This is a genomic window from Achromobacter sp. ACM01 (assembly GCF_014851745.1).
GTDB classification, from domain to species: Bacteria; Pseudomonadota; Gammaproteobacteria; order Burkholderiales; family Burkholderiaceae_B; genus Achromobacter; species Achromobacter aegrifaciens.
Genome location: NZ_JACVAF010000001.1, coordinates 1,317,889 through 1,336,931 on the forward strand (window position 1 = coordinate 1,317,889; position 19,043 = coordinate 1,336,931).

At 67.6% G+C, this 19,043-nt stretch carries 22 protein-coding genes; 10 read left to right on the plus strand and 12 right to left on the minus strand.

Translation table 11 applies throughout. The features are described 5' to 3' along the window. The first annotated feature begins 121 nt into the window (after positions 1-121). Positions 122-730, plus strand: a complete 609-nt coding sequence (locus tag IB268_RS06025; RefSeq protein ID WP_119449475.1) for a LysE family translocator — start codon at positions 122-124, stop codon at positions 728-730. Between the two features lie 24 nt (positions 731-754). On the opposite strand, the gene IB268_RS06030 is transcribed toward IB268_RS06025, so the two are convergent. The 11 genes from IB268_RS06030 to IB268_RS06080 form a co-directional block, all read right to left on the minus strand. Next, positions 755-1,495: a hypothetical protein gene (locus tag IB268_RS06030; protein WP_192353973.1), complete on the minus strand. Its 741-nt coding sequence runs from the start codon at positions 1,493-1,495 to the stop codon at positions 755-757. A 129-nt stretch (positions 1,496-1,624) separates the two neighbouring features. Then, positions 1,625-2,581, minus strand: a complete 957-nt coding sequence (locus IB268_RS06035; RefSeq protein ID WP_192353974.1) for an acyl-CoA dehydrogenase family protein — start codon at positions 2,579-2,581, stop codon at positions 1,625-1,627. Beyond that, positions 2,574-3,749 (minus strand): acyl-CoA dehydrogenase family protein, encoded by a 1,176-nt coding sequence (locus IB268_RS06040; protein WP_192353975.1) that lies wholly within the window; start codon positions 3,747-3,749, stop codon positions 2,574-2,576. The genes IB268_RS06035 and IB268_RS06040 overlap by 8 nt, the downstream gene beginning before the upstream one ends. 12 nt (positions 3,750-3,761) lie before the next feature. Next, a complete protein-coding gene (locus tag IB268_RS06045) occupies positions 3,762-4,430 on the minus strand; it encodes a CoA-transferase (protein ID WP_192329246.1) in 669 nt (222 codons plus the stop codon). Beyond that, positions 4,427-5,095, minus strand: a complete 669-nt coding sequence (locus IB268_RS06050; RefSeq protein ID WP_192353976.1) for a 3-oxoacid CoA-transferase subunit A — start codon at positions 5,093-5,095, stop codon at positions 4,427-4,429. Before IB268_RS06050 ends, IB268_RS06045 begins: the two co-directional genes overlap by 4 nt. Continuing rightward, entirely contained in the window at positions 5,092-5,967 is an 876-nt protein-coding gene (locus IB268_RS06055; protein ID WP_192353977.1) for a MaoC/PaaZ C-terminal domain-containing protein, read from the minus strand. The genes IB268_RS06050 and IB268_RS06055 overlap by 4 nt, the downstream gene beginning before the upstream one ends. Before the next feature lie 7 nt (positions 5,968-5,974). Continuing rightward, a complete protein-coding gene (locus tag IB268_RS06060) occupies positions 5,975-6,880 on the minus strand; it encodes an SDR family NAD(P)-dependent oxidoreductase (protein WP_192353978.1) in 906 nt (301 codons plus the stop codon). A gap of 12 nt (positions 6,881-6,892) precedes the next feature. Continuing rightward, positions 6,893-8,059, minus strand: coding sequence for an acetyl-CoA acetyltransferase (locus IB268_RS06065; RefSeq protein ID WP_192353979.1), 1,167 nt, complete (start codon positions 8,057-8,059; stop codon positions 6,893-6,895). Then, positions 8,056-8,430: a Zn-ribbon domain-containing OB-fold protein gene (locus tag IB268_RS06070; protein ID WP_013396006.1), complete on the minus strand. Its 375-nt coding sequence runs from the start codon at positions 8,428-8,430 to the stop codon at positions 8,056-8,058. The genes IB268_RS06065 and IB268_RS06070 overlap by 4 nt, the downstream gene beginning before the upstream one ends. After that, on the minus strand, positions 8,423-9,385 hold the full coding sequence (locus IB268_RS06075; protein ID WP_192353980.1) for a tripartite tricarboxylate transporter substrate binding protein: 963 nt from the start codon (positions 9,383-9,385) through the stop codon (positions 8,423-8,425). The genes IB268_RS06070 and IB268_RS06075 overlap by 8 nt, the downstream gene beginning before the upstream one ends. 153 nt (positions 9,386-9,538) lie before the next feature. Continuing rightward, the gene (locus IB268_RS06080; protein WP_192353981.1) at positions 9,539-10,471 is read right to left on the minus strand and encodes a LysR family transcriptional regulator; all 933 of its coding nucleotides are present in this window, start codon (positions 10,469-10,471) and stop codon (positions 9,539-9,541) included. Positions 10,472-10,622: 151 nt separating this feature from the next. Between IB268_RS06080 and IB268_RS06085 the strand changes: the two genes are divergently transcribed. From IB268_RS06085 to IB268_RS06105, 5 genes are all read left to right on the plus strand, one after another. Continuing rightward, positions 10,623-11,417, plus strand: a complete 795-nt coding sequence (locus tag IB268_RS06085) for an enoyl-CoA hydratase (RefSeq protein ID WP_192352692.1) — start codon at positions 10,623-10,625, stop codon at positions 11,415-11,417. After that, positions 11,417-12,553: a CaiB/BaiF CoA-transferase family protein gene (locus IB268_RS06090; RefSeq protein WP_175160225.1), complete on the plus strand. Its 1,137-nt coding sequence runs from the start codon at positions 11,417-11,419 to the stop codon at positions 12,551-12,553. The genes IB268_RS06085 and IB268_RS06090 overlap by 1 nt, the downstream gene beginning before the upstream one ends. 39 nt (positions 12,554-12,592) lie before the next feature. After that, entirely contained in the window at positions 12,593-13,504 is a 912-nt protein-coding gene (locus IB268_RS06095) for a LysR family transcriptional regulator (protein ID WP_054451750.1), read from the plus strand. Positions 13,505-13,618: 114 nt separating this feature from the next. Beyond that, on the plus strand, positions 13,619-14,611 hold the full coding sequence (locus tag IB268_RS06100) for a tripartite tricarboxylate transporter substrate binding protein (RefSeq protein WP_054451748.1): 993 nt from the start codon (positions 13,619-13,621) through the stop codon (positions 14,609-14,611). Positions 14,612-14,784: 173 nt separating this feature from the next. Beyond that, on the plus strand, positions 14,785-15,546 hold the full coding sequence (locus tag IB268_RS06105; protein WP_119449472.1) for a class II aldolase/adducin family protein: 762 nt from the start codon (positions 14,785-14,787) through the stop codon (positions 15,544-15,546). Positions 15,547-15,590: 44 nt separating this feature from the next. On the opposite strand, the gene IB268_RS06110 is transcribed toward IB268_RS06105, so the two are convergent. Continuing rightward, positions 15,591-16,100, minus strand: coding sequence for a DUF1993 family protein (locus IB268_RS06110; RefSeq protein ID WP_054451745.1), 510 nt, complete (start codon positions 16,098-16,100; stop codon positions 15,591-15,593). 137 nt (positions 16,101-16,237) lie between these two features. Between IB268_RS06110 and IB268_RS06115 the strand changes: the two genes are divergently transcribed. The 4 genes from IB268_RS06115 (at position 16,238) to IB268_RS06130 (ending at position 19,014) form a co-directional block, all read left to right on the plus strand. Further along, positions 16,238-16,981, plus strand: coding sequence for a GntR family transcriptional regulator (locus IB268_RS06115; protein ID WP_192353982.1), 744 nt, complete (start codon positions 16,238-16,240; stop codon positions 16,979-16,981). Positions 16,982-16,991: 10 nt separating this feature from the next. After that, entirely contained in the window at positions 16,992-17,849 is an 858-nt protein-coding gene (locus tag IB268_RS06120) for a sulfite exporter TauE/SafE family protein (RefSeq protein WP_054451742.1), read from the plus strand. Further along, entirely contained in the window at positions 17,846-18,154 is a 309-nt protein-coding gene (locus IB268_RS06125) for a DUF1634 domain-containing protein (protein ID WP_054451740.1), read from the plus strand. The genes IB268_RS06120 and IB268_RS06125 overlap by 4 nt, the downstream gene beginning before the upstream one ends. A gap of 71 nt (positions 18,155-18,225) precedes the next feature. Then, positions 18,226-19,014, plus strand: coding sequence for an alpha/beta fold hydrolase (locus IB268_RS06130; RefSeq protein WP_054451738.1), 789 nt, complete (start codon positions 18,226-18,228; stop codon positions 19,012-19,014). Positions 19,015-19,043: the final 29 nt, after the last annotated feature.

The following is a 19,043-nucleotide window of genomic DNA, read 5'->3' on the forward strand; positions in this document are numbered from 1 at the left end:
GAGCAGGCGGCGCGGAAGGGGGGAGTGGCGCCTGCCGGTCCGCTTCCATTCCGGCCGCATTTGCGCAGCTCTGGCGCCGCGGTCTAGACTGGCCGCTTTCTCTTCTTTCACGCACTCCGCCATGGCGCTGCATAGCTGGCTCATCTATCTGGTCGCGGTCATCGGCCTGTCGGTAACTCCCGGACCGAACACGCTGCTCGCGCTGACTCATGGGGCACTGCATGGGCACCGCAAGGCCCTGTGCACCATCGCGGGCGGCGCAGTGGGCTTTGTCGCGCTCATCGCCTTGTCGATGCTGGGCATCAGCGCTTTGCTCAAGGCCTGGGGCCCAGCGCTGACGGTATTGAAGTGGGCGGGCGGGGCCTATCTGATCTGGCTCGGCATCCAGCTCTGGCGCGCCCCGGGCGTGCAGTTGCAGCCGGCCCCTGACATGCCGCGCATACGCGGCATGCGCATGTTCAGCCAGGGCCTGCTGTCGGCCATTTCCAATCCCAAGGCCCTGCTGTTCTACGGCGCCTTCCTGCCGCAGTTCATCGATCCTGCGCGCAGCCTGTACACGCAGTTCGCGATCATGGCCGGGACCTTCGTGGTGGTGGAGTTCCTGGTCGAGTACGTGTTGGCGCGACTGGCGCATCGCGTGCGCCCCTGGCTGGAGCGCGCCGGCCGGCGTTTCAACAAGGTGTGCGGCGGTTTGTTTGCCGCCATGGGGGCGGCGCTGCCGGGGTCTTGATTCGCGGCGGACTGTGTTGCTGCTTCAGCCCTCTGCCAGCCAGCGCCCGCATTCCGGATCGATCGCCGCCCGCGCTCCATCCATCCGCACTTGTTCCTCATCCAGCCGCGCGGCGGTAGCCGGATCGACATCGAAGGCGATGCCGAGCGCGCTTGCGATGCGAGGGTCCTCGATCGGCAGTTCCCACGTCAGGAACAATTGCGCCAGCTCCAAACCGGCCGCGAAGTCCGCCTCGCGAAAACCCGTGCCGTCGCGCGGGATGACGGCATGCGGCTGGCAGGTATCGAAGATCATGGCGGTGCCGCGCAGGAGCGGAATGCGCAGGCCGGCGGCCGGGAAATGCACGTCCAGGCCCCGGTCTTCGCTCAGGAACAGATTGCAGAAGGCGGCGCCGCCATATTGGCCGCCGTCATGGTGGTAGCGGGCGCCGCGGCAGGCCATGAGGGCGATGTCGGCGTTCGCCAGCACGCCGGGCAATCCCAGATCGCGCGTCCAGCCGCGCATTGCCTGCAGGCATAGCCCGTATTCGGGCCAGCGCGCCTGCGTGCGCGCCAGCGGCATCTGCTCCACGTCCCCGGGCTCCAGGCACAGGCGGGTGGCCATCTCGCGCTCCCAATCCGACTGCACGCGCGCGGGCGGCGCGGGCACGTCCAACGTGGCGGTCAGCACCGTGCCGCTGACGCAGCGGCTGCGTATGGCGTCGCCGCTCCAGTAAAAGGATGTCAGGCGGCCGGGCGTGTGGCGCGGGTGCGGAACGTGATTCATCGGACCGGAGGATACTGGCGGGCGGGATGCGCCGCGCCGGAACCCGCAAGGGAAGCGGCTGTGGAAAGCCGCTATGTTAACGGCCCTGTAGCCCACAGCCCATCATCGGCGCCCCGTCGGGCGTACACCCTAGTTCCGCATCAGCGCGGCCAGCCGCTCGACCTCGACCGCCAGGCGGTAGGCGCGCTTCAGGTAAAGCTGAGCGTCGTGCTCCCAGGAGAAACCGATGCCGCCGTGCACTTGAATGGAGAGCTTTACCGCGCGCCGCGCCGCGCCGGCGGCCAGGCGGGCGGCCAATGCGGCCAGCTCGGCATCGGCCGAGCCGCGCGCGGCCAGCAAAGCCTCCACGGCGTAGCGGCTGTTGTCCAGCCCGGTCCAGGCGTCGACCAGGGCGTGCTTGATCGCCTGGAATTGCCCGATGGGCCGGCCGAATTGTTCGCGTTCCTTGGCGTAGGCGATGGCCAGGTCCAGCGAGGCGCTGGCGGTGCCGACCAGCTGCGCCAGCAGGAAGGCCAGATGATTCTGCAGCGCGGGCAGAGCCAACGTCGAGGGCAGCGCGGCCTGCGCAACCGCGGGTCCGCACAGGCGGGCCAATGCCGTGGTGGGATCCAGGCCCTGTACGGATTCGAGCATTGCCGGGTCGTAACGCGCCAGCAGCCAACCCCGGTCCTGACGGGTGAGGCGCAGGTACTGGGCCGTGGACCCGTAGGCGTCTATCCAGCCTTGTTCGTCGCCGGCACGGTCGCAGCGGAGGCTGGCAGGATGTGCCGCCAGGTCCAGCACGACTTCCGACAGGGCAGGGGCCTTTTCCAATAGCGCGCTGGCGAGGAATGCCGACGCACCATAGGGTAGGGTGAGCAGCGCGCGTCCCGCCCATTCACCCATGAGCTGTGTGCCTGGGCCGTATTCGGCCTGGAAGGCTTCCGATCCCGCTTCCAGCCAGCCGCCCTCGGCCAGCTCCTTCCACAGGGCGCGCTGGGCGGCGTCGTCCGCGGGTAGCGCGCGGCGGGCGTAGGCGGCGGGATGCTGTTGTTCCAGCAGGCGGCCGAAGGTGGAGGACAGCAGTGTCCTGATTTCGCTATGCATGTTGTCCCCTGTCCTTGGGCAGACCGAGCAGGCGTTCGCCCACGATATTGCGTTGGATTTCCGAGGTGCCCGCGACGATGGTCTCGGCGCGCGACCACAAAAATTCGCGCAGCACGCAAGCCGTGGCGGCATGCGGCGCCGCGGCTTGCGGGCCCAGGATGGCGGCTTCGTCCAGCAGCTCCAGGCGCTGTTCCCAGATGCGCTGGCGGGTTTCGCTCCACAGCAGCTTGAGCATGGCGCCGTCGATGCCGGGCGTGTCGCCGGCGGCGACCTGGCGCAGCACGCGGTCCACGCGCCAACGTATGACCTGGCACTGGTCCGCCAGGTCGCGCACGCGCCGCGCTTGCACGGCACGTTCGTCTGCGTCCAGCGGGGCCTGCGCCAGCGCCTCGGTCAGTTGCCGCAGTTCATCTTCCAGCTGGACGACGCGCGGCATGAAATAGATGCCGCGCTCGTACTCGGCGGCAGCCATGGCGATGCGCCAGCCTTCGCCGGGTGCTCCCAGAATGCGGCCCTCGGGAACCGGCGTCGCGTCGAACAGCACTTCGTTGTAGTCGGCCTCGCCCGTCATCTGGCGTATGGGCTCGACCCGCACGCCCTCGGCTTGCATGTCGATGAGCATGAAGCTCAGGCCGCGGTGGGCCTGGCTATCGGGATCGGTGCGCACCAGCGCGAAGCACCACTTGGCCAGATGCGCCTGCGTGGTCCAGATCTTGCGGCCGCTGACGCGCCAGCCGGCGACCTCAGGCTTGGCGCGGGTGCGCACGGACGAGAGATCGGAACCGGTCTGGGGTTCGGAGTAGCCCTGGCACCAGATCTCGCTGCCGTCGCGGATGCCGGGCAGGAATTGCGTCTTTTGCGCGGGCGTGCCAAAGCGCAGCAGGGTAGGCGCAAGAATGGCGTGCGCGATGCTGTTGATGGGCTGCGGCGCATGCAGGCGCGCGCACAATTCGTGGAAGGCGATCAGCGTGGCGGTGCTGAGTTCGCGCCCGCCGTACTCGCGCGGCCAGGTGAGCGCGATGAGGTCGGCCTCGCACAGCATGCGGTTCCAGGCCTGGCGGCATTCCTGGGTGTGCGAGGCGGTGACCGGATACCGCTCGCGCAGCTGGACCAGCGCGGTGCGCAGCCATGCCTCGGCGTCTTCGAGAAAATGTTCGGTGCGTATCATGGTTGGGAACAATCAGAAGTTGGGATGGAGGACGCGCGGCGTGTCCTCGATGCGGACGGGCGCATCGATCCAGCGGTTCAATTCGGAGGGCGCCAGGCCGTCCACCAGGGCGAGCGGCACAAAGGCCCCGCCGCGCACGTCGAAGATGCCGATGTCTGCATAGACGCGTCCGACCACGCCCGCGCCGGTCAGGGGCAGGGCGCAGCGGCCGCGAAGGCGCGGCGCGCCCTCGCGGGTCAAGGCTTCCATCATGACCCAGACGTTGCGCGCGCCCACGGCGAGGTCCATGGCCCCGCCCACGGACGGCATGGGATCGTCCACGCCCAGCGACCAGTTGGCTAGGTCGCCCTGGCAGGAGACCTCAAACGCACCCAGCACCGTGATGTCGATGTGGCCGCCGCGCATGATGGAAAAGGAATAGACATGATCGAAGATGGCCGCGCCTTCGGTGAGGGCGATCGACTGCTTGCTGGCGTTGATGAGATCGCCGTCGGCGGTCTCGTGGTCTTGCAGCAGGCGCATGCCGAGGATGCCATTCTCGCTGTGCAGCTGCACGCCGCGCGCGGGGTCGAGGCGGTCGGTGACCATGGTGGGCATGCCTATGCCCAGGTTGACCACGGCGCCGGCGGGCAGGTCGGCGGCCACCAAGGCGGCCAGTTGCTCGCGTGACAGTCGTTTCATTGCGGACTCCCCAACAGGCGGTGCACGAACAGGCTGGGCGTGACGATGGCGTCGGGATCGAGCGCGCCGCAGGGCAGAATCTCTTCGACTTCGACAATGGTGTGGCGGGCCGCCATGCACATGACGGGACCGAAGTTGCGCTGGGCGCGGCGGTAGACCAGATTGCCCAACTGGTCGGCCCGATGGGCGCGGATGAAGGCGTAGTCCGCGCGCAGGGGCTCTTCCAGCACGTAGCCGCGGCCGCCGAATACGCGGGTTTCGCGGCCCTCGGCCAGCGGCGTGCCATAGCCCGTGGGCGAGTAGAACGGCCCCATGCCCGCTCCGCCCGCACGGATGCGTTCAACCAAGGTGCCTTGGGGCATGACCTCCACGGCCAGGCTGCCCGCTTGCGCCCGCTCGCGGATTACGTCATTGCCCGGCATGCGCGGATAGGAGCACACGATGCGGCTGACGCGTCCCGAGGCCACCAGGGCCAGGAAGCTGGCTTCGCCCGCGCCGGCATTGTTGTTGATCAGGGTCAGGTTATCCACGCCTTGCTTGGCCAGCAGGCCGGCCAGCAGACGCGCGGGAATGCCCGAGCCGCCGAAGCCGCCGACGAAGATCACGGCGCCGGATTCGATGCCGCGCAGCGCTTCTTCCACGTTTGCACAAGTCTTGTCTTTCATTGTTCCTCCTTGGCCCAGGCCGCGCGGCCCTGGGCGCACAGGGCGCTGGCCTGGTGGCAGGCCAGGGCCATTTCATCTGACTGGCGCCATAGCGACACCGCCACGTCCAGGCCGGGATAGACCGGCGCCATGAAGCGCAGGTCCAGCTCGCCCAGCCGCCGGCCGGGCAGCTGCCGCAGGCAGGCTTCCAGGGCGCGGTTGACCATGCCCAGCAGCGCCGCGCCGTGCAGGATGGGGCGGTCATAGCCCGCCCGCCGGGCGCTGGCCGGATCCACGTGCAGCGGGTTGCGGTCGGCGTTCAGGCGGTACAGCGCGCCCTGGTTGCGGCTGGTGGGCAGGACGATGATGCTGTCCGGCGGCGTCGCGGGAGGCGCGGGGATCGGAGCGGCCAGCGCGTCGCTGAGCGCGGCGTCGCCGCCCGAGTAGCCGCCGTCGCCGCGACAGATGTTCAGTTGCTCGATGACGGCGAATTCCTGTCCGGTGGCCGCGTTGCACAGCGTGCGCCGCGTCACGACGAAGGCGCCCGGACTCTTGTCGGCGATGCGCGCGACTTCCATCTGGCACAGGACCTCGCCGTGCGGCGGCAGGCGCCGCGGGAAGCGCATGCGCTGTTCGCCGTGCACGACCCGGCTCCAGTCCAGGCCGTGGCGCGGATCGCGCATCCAGAACCCGGGGTAGGCCAGCACGCAGGCCATGGCGGGCAGGGCGCTCAGGCCCTGCTCGTAGATGAACCGGGTTTCGTCGCCGACGGGGTCGTCTGCGGCCAGGCCCGCGCCCACGCCCAGGGCATAGAGGATGCAGTCATCCTCGCCGTAGGCCTGGCGTTCCGGCGCGAAGGCGTGGGCCTTCAGGCTGCGGTAGTCCAACGCCATGGGAGCCTCAGACCGGATCCCAGGCGAATACCTGGGCGGAGGTGTCCAGCGGCATGAAGGAGGCGCGCAGCGCGGCCATGCCGTGTTCGGCGATGCTCTCGGTGGTCCAGCCGTCCGAGCGATGCACCGAGCGCACCGGGCGCGACTGGCTCATCAGGAAGATCTCGTTCAGGCGGATCGCGAACACCTGTCCCGACACCTCGGCGGAAGCATCCGAAGCCAGGTAGCAGATCAGCGGCGCGATGGTTTCGGGTCCCATGCGACGGATCTTCTCGACGTGGCGCGCCTGCTCCTCGGTCTTGGCCGGGATGGTTTCGGTCATGCGGCTCCAGGCCAGCGGGGCGATGCAGTTCGAGCGCACGTTGAAGGCCGCCATGTCCAGCGCCATGGCCTTGGACAGGCCGACGATGCCGAGCTTGGCGGCGCAATAGTTGGCCTGGCCGCGGTTGCCGATGACCGCCGAGTTGGAGGTCATGTTGATCAGGCTGCCGCCGCTCTGCTCGCGGAAGTGCCGCGCAGCGGCATGGCTGAGGTTGAAGCAGCCGTAAAGATGCACCTTGACCACGGCGTCGAAATCCTCGGGCGTGAGCTTGTGGAACATCTTGTCGCGCACGATGCCGGCGTTGTTCACCACCGCGTCCACGCGGCCATAGGTGTCCGCGGCGGCCTCGATGATGCGCTGCGCGCTGGCGTACTCGGCCACCGATTCGCCATTGGCGATGGCCTCGCCGCCGGCGGCGCGGATCTCTTCCACGACCTGCGCCGCCGTGCTCTGCGAGGCGCTGGTGCCGTCCAGCGATACATTCAGGTCATTGACCACCACCCGCGCGCCCTGCGCGGCCAGCGCCACCGCCGCGGCGCGGCCGATGCCGTTGGCCGCGCCGGTGACGACCACTACTTTTCCTTCCAGCATGTCGAATCTCCTTCAGTCCATCCAATTGGTCAGCACGGTGGTGGCCTGGGCGCTCAACACCCCGCCATTGCCGTGCACGAGCGCCGTGCGCGCCTGTTTAACTTGCCGTTCGCCGCATTCGCCGCGTAGCTGGCGCACCGCTTCCACCAGGCCGAACATGCTGTACATGCCGGGATGCACGCAGGACAGCCCGCCGCCGTTGGTATTGACAGGCAGCTCGCCGCCGGGAGCGATGCGTCCTCCGGACACGAAGGCGCCGCCTTCGCCCTTGGCGCAGAACCCCATGTCTTCCAGGAACAGGATGGGATTGATGGTGAAGGCGTCGTAGAGCTGCACCAGGTCGATGTCGGCCAGCGCCACGCCGGCGCGTTCGCGCGCCAGGTCGGCGCTTTGGCCGGCGACGGTGCGTGTCAGGTCCGCCATGCAGGCGATCTGCCGGTGCGAGTGCGCCATGGCCGTGCCTTGCACATACACCGGCCGGGCGGCATCGGCGCGGTCCGCCGCCGTCACCACGATGGCGCCCGCGCCGTCGGTCACCAGACAGCAGTCGCGCGCGGTCAGCGGCGAGGAGATCACGCGCGCGCCCAGCACATCGTCGATGGACAAGGGTTCGCGCTTATAGGCTTCCGGGTTCAGCCGCGCCCAGGCGCGCGCGGCCACGGCGACCTCGGCCAGTTGCTCGCGGGTGGTGCCGTATTCATGCATGTGGCGGCGCGTCGCCAGCGCGTAGCTCGTCGGAGGGTTGAAGGGCTGGAACGGTTCCTCGTAGGGAAACGGGTCCAGCCGCGCGCGGGCGCCGGAGGTCGCCGAGACGCCGTTGCCGCCGCGCGGGGCGGCGCCGTATGCGATCACGATGTTGCGGCACAGGCCGGCCTGGATCGCCGCCGCGGCGGTCAGCAGGTGGCCGACGAAGGACGCGCCGCCGATCTGGGTGCTGTCCATGAAGCGCGGGTACAGGCCCAGGTACTCGGAAAGTTTGTTCAGCCACATCGACGAAGACAGGCTGGCGCTCATCAGGCCGTCGATGTCCTCCATGCGCAAACCCGCGTCGCGCACGGCGGCGTGCACGGCCAGCGAGGTGATCTCCAGGTCGTTCAGACCGCCCGCGTCGCCGATGCCGGCGGTGGCGCAGCCGGTGATGGCGATGGCGCCGCGCAGGTTCTTGTTCCAGTCCGTCATGGCGCTTCCTTGCCGAATACCACGCGGGCGCGCTGCGGGTCGGGTCGGGCCGTCAACCGCATGCCGATGCGCGGCTCGCCTTCGTCCAGCAGCGTGGACATCATGCGGAAGCCTTCGTCCATATCAGCCAGGATCACGTTGCGCGCGGGCGCCTGCGGCGTGGCCGGAATCTCGGAATAGGAATAGAGCGTGGCGCCGGCGCGCATGGGCCGCCAGGCGTATTCCTGCGAGCGGCAGTGGGTGCAGTGCGTGCGCGGGAAGAAGAACGAGAGCCCGCAGCTGCGGCACACCTGGACCTCCAGGCGTCCCGCGCGCAGCGCCTCGGCAAAATAGGCCTCCGGCGACAGTGAGCCGATGCGGACCTCACTCATCCTTGACTCCGGCCTGGCTGATGACGGCCTGCCATTTGTCCATCTCGTCGCTGACGAACTTCTGGTACTGGACCAGATCCATGTCGCCGGGCTCGGACCCGGTGGAGCGGATGTAGTCCTGCGTGGCCGGCTGCATCACCGACTTTCGGATTTCGCTGTTCAGCGTCTGCACGATGTCGGCGGGCGTGCCGGCCGGAGCATAGACGCCCACCCAGGTGCTGAGGTCGAAACCCTTGTAGCCCAGCTCGTTGAGGGTGGGTACGTCCGGGTAGCGCGGTTGGCGCTGCGCCGAGGCGATGGCCAGGGGCACGATCTTGCCAGACTGCAGATAAGCGTTGGCGGTCACGGACTCGGCCATGCCGAAGGGCACCTGGCCCGACACCAGGTCGGTCATGGCCGGACCCGCGCCGCGGTAGGACACGTGCATCAGCGGCAGGCCGCTCTGCGCGCGCAGCAATTCGCCCACGATGTGCGGCGCGCCGCCGGCGCCGGCCGTGCCATAGGGCACCGAGGCCTGCTTCTGCGCATAGGCCTTGAAGTCGGCGAAAGTCTTGATCCCTTGGTTGGCGTTGACCAGCAGGAAGTTGGGGCTGACGGCCAGCAACGCTACGGGAGCGAAGTCCTTGCGGGCGTTGTAGGGCAGCTTCTTCATCGCAGGGTTGATCACGTGGCTGGTCGCACCCACCAGGATGGTGTAGCCGTCCGACTTCTGCCGCGACACGTACTCGGTGGCGATCTGGCCAGTTGCGCCCGGCTTGTTCTCGACCACGAAGGGCTTGCCCAGGCGGGTCTGCAGATCGGCCGCGATGCGGCGCGTCAGGATGTCGGTCATGCCGCCCGGGGCATAGGCCACCACCAGGGTGACGGGCTTGGCCGGATAGGTGTCGGCGGCGGCAATGGCGGGAAGGGCGGCCAGCAGCGTCAGCAGCTGCTTCAGGCCAGGCTTGAGTTTCATGTCGGAGGTCTCCTCGTCCTGCGGGCTGGTTTGCCCTGCTTGGTTATGGCGTCGAGGTGACCTTCCGGATGGCGCGTAGGGCGGTGTGCCTCGACGCGCTAATGATGGAAGCGGCCCATCATGCAAACAATTGATTAATTGTCATGAAGGCATTCAAGAAAGAGATGAATGGCCGGCGGCAGCGGGCTGCCCCTGCTCTGCAAGATGGGCTTCGAAAGCAGCGAGAAATGCGGCAGCGGCGCGCGACAGCCGGTAGTCGGCACGGCGCAGGACGGACAGTTCGTGCAGCGCCTGGGGCCGGTCGGCGATGCACAGCGCCTTCAGCCCCATTTCCTGGCAGACATGGCGCACGTAGCCTGGCATGACCGTGATGCCCATGCCGCCGCGGATCATGGCAAAGGCGGTGGTCAGGCTGCCGGTCTGGGCCACGCTGCGCACCGTCAGCCCCTGGTCCCGCAGGATCTGGTCCATCTTGCGGCGCACGGTGTAGGTGCCGCGCAGCAGGATGTGCGGGTAGCGCGCCAGTTCGCGCCAACGCGCCTCTTCGTGCAGCGCCAGCGGGTGGTTGGCCGGCACCACGGCATACATGGGGCCGCGGTAGACGACGCGGCAGTCCAGCCGCGGATCCTGGCTTTCCAGCGCCACCAGCCCCAGATCGGCCTTGCCGTGCAGGACATGCTCGGTGGCCTCGTCGCCGGTGAGCTCGTGCAGGTCGAAGACGATGTTGGGATGACGCGCATGGAATTGCGCCACCACGGGCGCGATCAGCGTGTGCATCATGATGGGCGAGGCCGCGACGGAGACCTCGCCGCGCTCCAGCCCGGCCAGGCTGCTCAGGCTGCGTTCGGCCGCGCGCAGCGATCCGAAGGTTTCCTGCGCGTAGGCATACAGCTCGGCCGCGCCCTCCAGCAGCTCGACGCCGCGCGCGGAGCGCTCGAACAGCGCCATGCCTATCGTCTTCTCCAGTTCGGAGCAGAGCTTGCTGACGGTGGACTGCGTCAGGTTGAGCGCCTCGGCGGCGCGGGTGAAGTTCTTCAGCTCGTACACGGCGCAGAAGGCCCGGAGCTGGCGCAGCGTGATACCCATGGTGCGACTCCCGCAAGAGGCGGCTATCGTACCCAAGCCGCCCGTGCTTCGGTATTTATTCCATTCCAGACTTATTTCATGAAAATTACTCGTTTGTTGTGATGAAACCTCGCCCTTAGCATCGGTGACGATAACCCTAGCTGGAGTTTCCATGACCGCGCCTGTTCCCGCCTTTTCCCATGCCCTCGTGACCCGCGACGAGCGCGGCGTCTACACCTTGCAGATCCACGATGCCAAGAGCCTGAACATCCTGGCCTCGGCGGTCACGTTGAGCCTGACCGAGGCCGCCCGCTGGATTGGCGCGCAGGACGATGCCCGCGCCGTCGTCATCCGCGGCTCGGGCGAGCGTGCCTTCGTGGGCGGCGCCAACATCTATGAAATGGCCGAACTCGACCCGCAGGGCGCGCGCGAGTTCATTACCCGGCTGCGCGACCTGTGCGACGCCGTGGCCGCGATTCCCGTGCCCACCATTGCCCGCATTCCCGGCTTCTGCCTCGGCGCCGGCATGGAGCTGGCCGCGGCCTGCGATATCCGCCTGGGCTCGGCGGACGCGGTTTTCGGCATGCCCGAGGTGCGCGTGGGCATTCCGTCCGTAATCCACGCCGTGCTGCTGCCGGCCATCATCGGTCCCGGCCCCACCAACTGGCTGCTGCTGACCGGCGAGACCGTGGACGCGACCCAGGCCCGGCAGTGGGGCTTCCTGGAATTCGTCAGCGAGGCCGGCGCGCTGGACGCCCTGGTCGAACGCACCGTGGCGCCCATCGCCGAAAGCGGTCCGATCGCCGTGCGTTCGCAGAAGGCCCTGCTGCGCTACTGGAGCGAGTCGACTGTCGAGGCCGGCCTGGATCGCAGCGTGGCGGCGTTCGGCGAGGCCTTCACTACCGACGAGCCGCGCCGCTACATGGCGCCCTTCGTCAATCGCAAGAAGCAGCAGGAGGCCAAGTAATGGCCGGTCCGCTCGCGGGCGTGCGCGTCATCGACCTGACGTCGGTGGCCATGGGGCCGTACGGCACGCAGATCCTCGCCGACATGGGCGCGGAGGTCATCAAGGTCGAGGCGCCCGAAGGCGACGTGTTCCGCACCTCGGCTCCGGCCGCGAGTCCGGGCATGGGGCCGGCTTACCTGAACCTCAACCGCAACAAGTACAGCGTGACGCTGGATGCCAAGACGCCGGCCGATCGCGAAAGCCTGCTGCGCCTGATCGATGGCGCGGACGTGTTCGTGTCCAACGTGCGTCCGGCGGCCCTGGCGCGCCTGGGCCTGGACGCGGACACGCTGCGCGCGCGCAACCCGCGCCTGATCCATTGCTCGGCCGTGGGCTTCGGCCAGGACGGCCCCTATGCGGCGCGTCCGGCCTTCGATGACATCATCCAGGCCATGAGCGGCCTGGCCGATTTGCAGGGGCGCAACAGCGGCGCGCCGGCCTATGTGAACACCATCCTTGCCGACAAGGTGGCGGGCCTGACGCTGGCCTACGCCATACCCATGGCGCTGTACGAGCGCGAGCGTTCGGGCCAGGGGCAGGCGGTTGAGGTCCCCATGTTCGAGACCCTGGTCTCCTTCACGTTGATCGAACACATGAGCGGCCACAGCTTCGTGCCGCCGCGGGGACCCATGGGCTACAGCCGCGTGCTGTCGCCGCAGCGGCGTCCCTACCGTACTCGCGACGGCTACCTGGCGCTGCTGCCCTACACCGACGCGCAGTGGCGGCGCTTCTTCGCCCTGGCCGAACGTGCGGACCTGGCGGCGGACGCGCGCTATGTCGACGCAAGCGCGCGCGCGCGGCACTTCGACGAGCTCTATCAGGACCTTGCGGACATCGTCGCCTTGCGCGGTACCGAGGAATGGCTGGCGCTGCTGGCGGACGCGGACATTCCGCACTCGCGGGTGAACACGCCGGAAGCCCTGTTCGAAGATCCGCACCTGAAGGCGACGGGCTTCTTCCAGCGCGTGGAACATCCGACCGAAGGGCCGCTGGTGGCCGCTGGCATCCCGGTGCGCTTCTCGCGCACGCCGGGCGAGATCAGGCGCCAGGCGCCGCGCCAGGATGCCGATCGCGATATGCTCGAGCCTGCGCGCTGAGGCCGGCATGGCCGGCGGCGCCTGGCGGCGACTTCGACCATGAACATCACTCTCAAGCAATTGCGCGTGTTTTGCGCGCTATACGAACTGCGCAGTTTCACGGCGGCCGCGCGCGCGGCCTTCGTGACGCAATCGGCCGTCAGCAAGCTCTGCGCCGAACTTGAGGCCGAGGTCGGCCAGCCGCTGTTCGAGCGCTCCACCCGCAGCGTCACGCCCTGCGACGGCGCGGCGGATTTCTACGCCTATGCCCAGGAAATCCTGGGCACCGTGCGCGCCGCCGAGCGCAGCATGTCGGGCCTGCGCACGCTGGAGCGCGGCACGGTGGGCGTGGCCACTTCGCCGCTGATGATGGTGGGCCTGCTGGGCGAGGTGGTGGCCGACTATCACCGCGCCCATCCCAGCGTGAAGCTGGATTTGTTCGAACTTTCCACCGACGACACCATCGAGCACGTGCGCAACGGTCGCGCCGACTTCGGCATCGTCTCGGTCGAAATCCCTTCGGAAGAACTGGCCACCCGGGTCATCTATCGCGACACCATGTACGCGGTGTGCGCGCCGCGCCATGCGTTGACGCGCAAGCGTTCAGTGTCGTGGGCCGACGTGGCCGCCCATGATCACATCATGCTACGCAACGTGTATAGCGTGCGGCGCAGCCTGGACCGCGTGGCGGCCGACCTGAACCTGGAATTCCGCTACCGCATCGAGGCCGGCATGCTGACCTCGGCGTTGAAGCTGGTCGGCGCGGGCCTGGGGATAACGGTCGTGCCCGGTTATGCCTGCGATCTGGCGCGGCAGTTGGGCCTGCGCATCCTCGCCATAGACGGCGCTCGCAAGCACGGGCACGAACTCTGGCTCATCCAGCGCCGCAACGCGCGGCTGTCGCTGGCGGCTTCAGCCTTCCTGCAGGCGACCGAGGAATATCTGCGGCAGCGCCAGGCTTCAGAGAATTAATCCCGGTTTGGAATAAGTCTATGAAAATTAGTCCCTTGTTGGGATAAACGGGTCGCAAGCATCATACGGTCAGAGTTCAAGAGGCCGACCCGCGGCCCCTCACAGGAGACAAGCATGATCCGACCGTTCGGCGTCCGCCGCCGCCTGCTGGCCGCTGGCAGCCTCACCGTCCTGACCGCGCTGGCTGGCGCACTGCCGTCCGTGGCATTGGCGCAGGGCGCCTATCCTGACAAGCCCATCACCATCGTCGTGCCGTTCTCTCCGGGCAGCGCCACCGACACCAGCGCGCGCATCATTGCCGAGAAGCTCGGCCCGCGCCTGAACGTGCCTGTCGTCATCGAGAACAAGCCCGGCGCGTCCGGCACCATCGGCGCCTCGTTCGTCGCGCGGGCGCAGCCCGACGGCTACACGCTGATCCTCACCAGCAGTTCGACGCACTCGGCCACGCCCGCGCTGTTCCGCAAGCTGCCGTTCGATCCCACCGGCGACTTCACCCACGTCGTGCGCATCGCCACCATTCCGATGATGCTGGTGGTGCGCGAGGACGCGCCCTACAAGTCGCTGCAGGAACTGGTCAAGGCCACGCAGGCCAAGCCCCTGAACTACGCGTATGGCTCGCCCACCAGCCAGATCGCCGGCGCCACCTTCAACACGGTGGCGGGCGCCGCGGCCAACGGCGTGCCGTACAAGAGCCAGCCGCCGGCCGTGACCGACCTGCTGGGCGGCCACGTCGACTACCTGTTCGCCGACCTCTCTGTCGTGACCTCGTTCATGCAGGCCGGCAAGCTGCGCGGCCTGGCCTACACGGGCCATGAACGCGCCAAGGAGTTCCCCAGCGTGCCGACGCTGGCCGAGCTGGGCTACCAGAAGTTCGACCTGGTCGTGTGGGTCGGCGTGGCCGTGCCGGCCAAGACGCCCGACGCCATCGTGCAGAAACTGAACCAGGAAGTCGCCGCCATCCTGCGCGAGCCGGACGTGCTGCAGCGCTTCGAATCCCTGGGCATGCAGGTCTCGCCCAACAGCGTGGCTGAACACCAGGCCTTCGCGCAGTCGCAGCGCCAGGTCTGGACCCAGCGCGCGATCGACGCGAAGATCGAACCGCAGTGATCGAACCGCAATAAACGGCTGGAAACGAACAGGGCGTCCGACGGGCGCCTTTTTTTATGAGACGGGGTGACCGCTCCTTGGCCGCGCCCCGTGCCGGCCGCCGCCAAAACGAATAAAGTGCCAGACAGCGTCCGCCCGATCGCGGCGGGCAATCATCAAGACACGGAGACAACATGGATACGGCAGGCAAGGGCGCCAGCGTGCGCGAACAGGTCAGCGCGACGGAATGGGAGGTCCGCAAGGATCTGGCGGCGCTATACCGTTTGGTGGCGCTGTTCGGCTGGGACGATCTGATCTTCACCCACATCACGGCCAAGGTGCCGGGGACCGAACATTTCCTGATCAACCCCTACGGCATGATGTTCGACGAAATCACGGCATCGAGCCTGGTCAAGATCGATCTGGACGGGCGCAAGGTGATGGAGTCGGAGTACGACATCAATCCAGCCGGCTTCACCATCCATAGCTGTATCCACGCGGCTCGCAAGGACGCGATGTGCGTGCTGCATACGCACTCCATCAACGGCGTGGCGGTGTCGGCGCAGAAGGCCGGCCTGCTGCCGCTGTCGCAGTTCGCGTTCATCGTGCTGCGTTCGCTCAGCTACCACGACTACGAAGGCCTGGCGCTCAATCCCGAGGAACAGCCTCGCCTGGTACGGGACCTGGGCAGCAACACTTATCTCATCTTGCGCAACCATGGCCTGTTGACCGTGGGGCAGAGCATGGCCGAAGCGTTCCAGGCCATGCACCGGCTGGAGGCCGCCTGCATGGTGCAGGTGCGGGCCCAGGCCGGTGGCGAACTGACCTACATCCCGCCTGACATCCTGAAGAACGCCACGGTGGAATCGCAGGCCGACCGCGCGCACAAGGCCATGCTGGCCTGGCCGGGACTGCTGCGCCGCCTGGACCGCCGCAACCCGGGCTACGCGGAGTAGCCGCCGGGCGCGGGCCTCAATGGCTTGAGGCCCGCTGACACGGATCAGTACTTGCCCATGTAATCGCGCTTGCCGATTTCCACGCCGTTGTGGCGCAGGAGGTCGTAGGCCGTGGTCACATGGAAGAAGAACTGCGGCAGCCCATAGTGCAGCAGATAGGCGCTGCCGCTCAGTTTCTTTTCCTTGGGCGTGCCGGGGCGCAGCACGATTTCGCGCGCTTCGCTCTGCGCGAACTGTTCGGGGCCGAACGAAGCCAGGTGCTCCAGCGTCTTGGCGATCAAGGCTTGCAGGCCCGCGAAGGTGGCTTCGCTATCCGGCCACGAAGGCACTTCCGCGCCAGCCAGGCGCGAGGCGATGCCCTTGGCAAAATCCGCGGCGATCTGCACCTGGCGCGACAGCGGGAACATATCGGGGAACAGGCGGGCGCCCAGGTAGGCGTCCGGATCGATGTTCTTTTCCGTGGCGTGGGCTTCCGCTTTCTTCAGCACGTCGGACAGGGCCGACAGCATTTGCGTCAGGACGGGAACGGAGGCGCTGTGCATGAAATTGCTCATATCGTGTCTCGCTTGAGAGTGGCGCCGGCGCGGAAGGCGCCGGGCAGGCCTGCGAAGACTACCAGTTGCCGGCGTCGTCATCCGTAATGCATGTTCGCCCTTGCGTCATCATGACATCATGATGTTATGATGTCTTCATGCAAAACGATGCCGAATATGCTCCTCTTTATGCCCGGGTGGAAATGGCCCTGGCTGCGGAAATCTCGTCCGGCAGCCTGTCGCCTGGCGACCGGCTGCCAACGGAAGACCAATTGATCGAGCGCTTCGCCGTCAGCCGCAGCACCGTGCGCAAGGCGGTGGAAAACCTGGTTGCGCGCGGGCTGGTGGAAATCCGGCGCGGCAAAGGCACGTTCGTCACGGAGCCCAAGCTGATGCAGCCGCTGACGGCCCTGAGCGGATTCGTCGAGGACATGACCGCGCTCGGCCGCCGGGCGACCGCGCGCCTGCTGGACAAGCGCCCGGTGCCGGCCACGGAAGACGTCGCCCGCCAACTGGGCGTGGCGCGCGGCGCGCTGGTCTATCGGATCGAGCGAGTGCGGCTGGCGGACGGCGTGGCCATGTCGTTTGATGAAACCTATCTACCGCTGGACGTGGGCGAAAAAGTCGCCAGCAACGACCTGGAGGCCGAGCCCATCTTCGACCTGCTGGAGCTGCGCTACGACCTGCCGCTGATCGAGGCCGAGTACCAGCTGGAAGCGGTGACGGCAGACGAACGCGTCGCGCAGGCGCTGGGCGTCGCCGCGGGAAGCCCGATCTTCCTCATCGAGCGCACGTCCTACACCGAGGGCCAGCGGCCCGTCGACTACGAAAAGCTGTACTACCGCGGCGACCTGATCCGCTTCAGTACCCGCCTGGCGCGCCAGCCACGCAAGCCGACCTGAAGCGGCGGCCATGGAGACCTCGACGATCTTCTGGCTGTTCGCCGCCGCCTTCGGCGCCAGCGCGCTGGGCGGGGTGCTGGGGATGGCCAGCGGCATCTTCATCGTGCCCATCCTGACGTTGCTGTTCGGCGTGGACATCCATGTCGCCATCGGGGCCAGCATCATCTCGGTGATCGCCTGTTCCTGCGGCAGCGCCGCGCCTTTCCTGAAAGGGCGGCTGACCAACGTCAGGCTTGCCATCGTCCTGGAGACGGCCACCACGCTGGGCGCGCTGACCGGCGTGTTCCTCATCGGCATCGTCTCGACCGGATTTCTCTACGGCCTGTTCGCAGTGATCCTGGCGCTGTCCGCGCAGCAGATGCTGGCGCGCCGGCGCGAGGCCGTGGCGATTGCGCCCGGCGCCGCCAGCTGGGCCACCGCGTTGCGCCTGCACGCAAGCTTCCCCGACCGCGCGCTGGGCCGGGAGGTGCACTATCAGGTGGATCGCGTGCCGCTGGGCTTGTCGCTGATGTATGGCGCGGGGCTGATTTCGGCCTTGCTCGGAATAGGCTCGGGCGTGCTCAAGATTCCGGCCATGGATGCCGCGCTGAAGCTGCCCATCAAGGTCTCGTCGGCGACGTCCAATTTCATGATCGGCGTGACCGCCGCCGCCAGCGCCGGCGCCTATTTCGTGCGCGGCGATATCGACATAGGCATCGCCGGACCGGTCGCGCTGGGTTCGGTCGCGGGCGCTTTGCTCGGCGCCCGCCTGCTGATGGGCCTGCCGGCGGACAAGCTGCGGCTGTTCTTCGTGATCGTGCTGTCCCTGCTGGCGGTGCAGATGCTGCTGAGCGCGTTGGGCGTGCATATCCCGGGAGGCCCGGCATGACGCAGACGGTGGACAAACAGGCGCGGCGCGACCGCGCCATCGCCGGCTTGCTGTGGTACGGAACCTGGCTCGCCTCGGCTCTCATCGCCGCCGGCATGGCTGTGGATTTCCTGTTGCCCGCGCATGGCGGCCTGCGGGACCTTGGACTCGTCAAGGTCGGGGTGGCCCTGTTCATCCTGCTGCCAGTGGCGCGGGTGGCGCTGATGCTGGCCATTTTCCTGCGCGAGCGCGACTACGCCTACACGGCGATTTCCGCGCTGGTCCTGCTCATCATCGCCGCAGGCGTGGTGTCCGGACTGCGGTGAGGCCGCCGGCTTTCCTATAATCGGAGCGCGGTGCGATGGCGCATCGTCGCATACTCTCCCCAGGACTTTTCATGCTTGCCGTTACCAGCCAGGATGTCTACGTGAACACCAGCCAGGGCCGCCTTTTCGCGCGGCGCTGGGATCCCGCCGGTGAGACCGCTGCCGCAGCGCCCATCGTGCTGTTCCATGATTCGCTGGGTTGCGTGGAGCTGTGGCGCGATTTCCCTGAACAACTGGCGCAGGCCACCGGGCGCAGCGTCATCGCCTATGACCGCCTGGGCTTTGGCCGCTCCGATCCCAATACCGCCGTGTTCGAACCCGGCTTTGTGGAAGAAGAAGCGCAGGGCGGATTCCGCAGCCTGCGCGCAGCGCTGGGCATCGGCCCCTACGTGGGGTTCGGCCATAGCGTGGGCGGTGGCATGGCTGTCTGCTGCGCCGGCGTGTATGCCGACGATTGCCGGGCGCTGATCACCGAGTCCGCACAGATGTTTGCCGAAGACCGCACACTGGAAGGCATACGGGCCGCCAAGCAGAATTTCGCAGAACCCGGCCAGCTGGACCGGCTGAAGAAGTATCACGGCGAGAAAGCCGAATGGGTGCTGGGCGCGTGGATCAACACCTGGCTGTCGCCCGAGTTTGCCGCCTGGAACCTGGACGAGCAATTGCGCCAGGTGCGTTGCCCCGTGCTTGCCCTGCATGGCGAAATCGACGAATACGGTTCCCCCAAACACCAGGAAAAGATCGCGGCGCTGGCCGGCGGCCGCCCTGTGCTGCTGGAGAACTGCGGGCATGTGCCGCACCGCGAACAAAGCCGCATCGTGCTGGATGTGGTGAGCGAGTGGTTGAGGGCGGTGCCGTAACCAATCGGGTGCGCACGTACACAGTCCGC

What these genes read in the sequence shown, in the direction of transcription:
- IB268_RS06025 (WP_119449475.1), top strand. Translation starts at nt 122, where the DNA reads ATGGCGCTGCATAGCTGGCTCATCTATCTGGTCGCGGTCATCGGCCTG.
- IB268_RS06030 (WP_192353973.1), bottom strand. Translation starts at nt 1,495, where the DNA reads ATGAATCACGTTCCGCACCCGCGCCACACGCCCGGCCGCCTGACATCC.
- IB268_RS06035 (WP_192353974.1), bottom strand. Translation starts at nt 2,581, where the DNA reads ATGCATAGCGAAATCAGGACACTGCTGTCCTCCACCTTCGGCCGCCTG.
- IB268_RS06040 (WP_192353975.1), bottom strand. Translation starts at nt 3,749, where the DNA reads ATGATACGCACCGAACATTTTCTCGAAGACGCCGAGGCATGGCTGCGC.
- IB268_RS06045 (WP_192329246.1), bottom strand. Translation starts at nt 4,430, where the DNA reads ATGAAACGACTGTCACGCGAGCAACTGGCCGCCTTGGTGGCCGCCGAC.
- IB268_RS06050 (WP_192353976.1), bottom strand. Translation starts at nt 5,095, where the DNA reads ATGAAAGACAAGACTTGTGCAAACGTGGAAGAAGCGCTGCGCGGCATC.
- IB268_RS06055 (WP_192353977.1), bottom strand. Translation starts at nt 5,967, where the DNA reads ATGGCGTTGGACTACCGCAGCCTGAAGGCCCACGCCTTCGCGCCGGAA.
- IB268_RS06060 (WP_192353978.1), bottom strand. Translation starts at nt 6,880, where the DNA reads ATGCTGGAAGGAAAAGTAGTGGTCGTCACCGGCGCGGCCAACGGCATC.
- IB268_RS06065 (WP_192353979.1), bottom strand. Translation starts at nt 8,059, where the DNA reads ATGACGGACTGGAACAAGAACCTGCGCGGCGCCATCGCCATCACCGGC.
- IB268_RS06070 (WP_013396006.1), bottom strand. Translation starts at nt 8,430, where the DNA reads ATGAGTGAGGTCCGCATCGGCTCACTGTCGCCGGAGGCCTATTTTGCC.
- IB268_RS06075 (WP_192353980.1), bottom strand. Translation starts at nt 9,385, where the DNA reads ATGAAACTCAAGCCTGGCCTGAAGCAGCTGCTGACGCTGCTGGCCGCC.
- IB268_RS06080 (WP_192353981.1), bottom strand. Translation starts at nt 10,471, where the DNA reads ATGGGTATCACGCTGCGCCAGCTCCGGGCCTTCTGCGCCGTGTACGAG.
- IB268_RS06085 (WP_192352692.1), top strand. Translation starts at nt 10,623, where the DNA reads ATGACCGCGCCTGTTCCCGCCTTTTCCCATGCCCTCGTGACCCGCGAC.
- IB268_RS06090 (WP_175160225.1), top strand. Translation starts at nt 11,417, where the DNA reads ATGGCCGGTCCGCTCGCGGGCGTGCGCGTCATCGACCTGACGTCGGTG.
- IB268_RS06095 (WP_054451750.1), top strand. Translation starts at nt 12,593, where the DNA reads ATGAACATCACTCTCAAGCAATTGCGCGTGTTTTGCGCGCTATACGAA.
- IB268_RS06100 (WP_054451748.1), top strand. Translation starts at nt 13,619, where the DNA reads ATGATCCGACCGTTCGGCGTCCGCCGCCGCCTGCTGGCCGCTGGCAGC.
- IB268_RS06105 (WP_119449472.1), top strand. Translation starts at nt 14,785, where the DNA reads ATGGATACGGCAGGCAAGGGCGCCAGCGTGCGCGAACAGGTCAGCGCG.
- IB268_RS06110 (WP_054451745.1), bottom strand. Translation starts at nt 16,100, where the DNA reads ATGAGCAATTTCATGCACAGCGCCTCCGTTCCCGTCCTGACGCAAATG.
- IB268_RS06115 (WP_192353982.1), top strand. Translation starts at nt 16,238, where the DNA reads ATGCAAAACGATGCCGAATATGCTCCTCTTTATGCCCGGGTGGAAATG.
- IB268_RS06120 (WP_054451742.1), top strand. Translation starts at nt 16,992, where the DNA reads ATGGAGACCTCGACGATCTTCTGGCTGTTCGCCGCCGCCTTCGGCGCC.
- IB268_RS06125 (WP_054451740.1), top strand. Translation starts at nt 17,846, where the DNA reads ATGACGCAGACGGTGGACAAACAGGCGCGGCGCGACCGCGCCATCGCC.
- IB268_RS06130 (WP_054451738.1), top strand. Translation starts at nt 18,226, where the DNA reads ATGCTTGCCGTTACCAGCCAGGATGTCTACGTGAACACCAGCCAGGGC.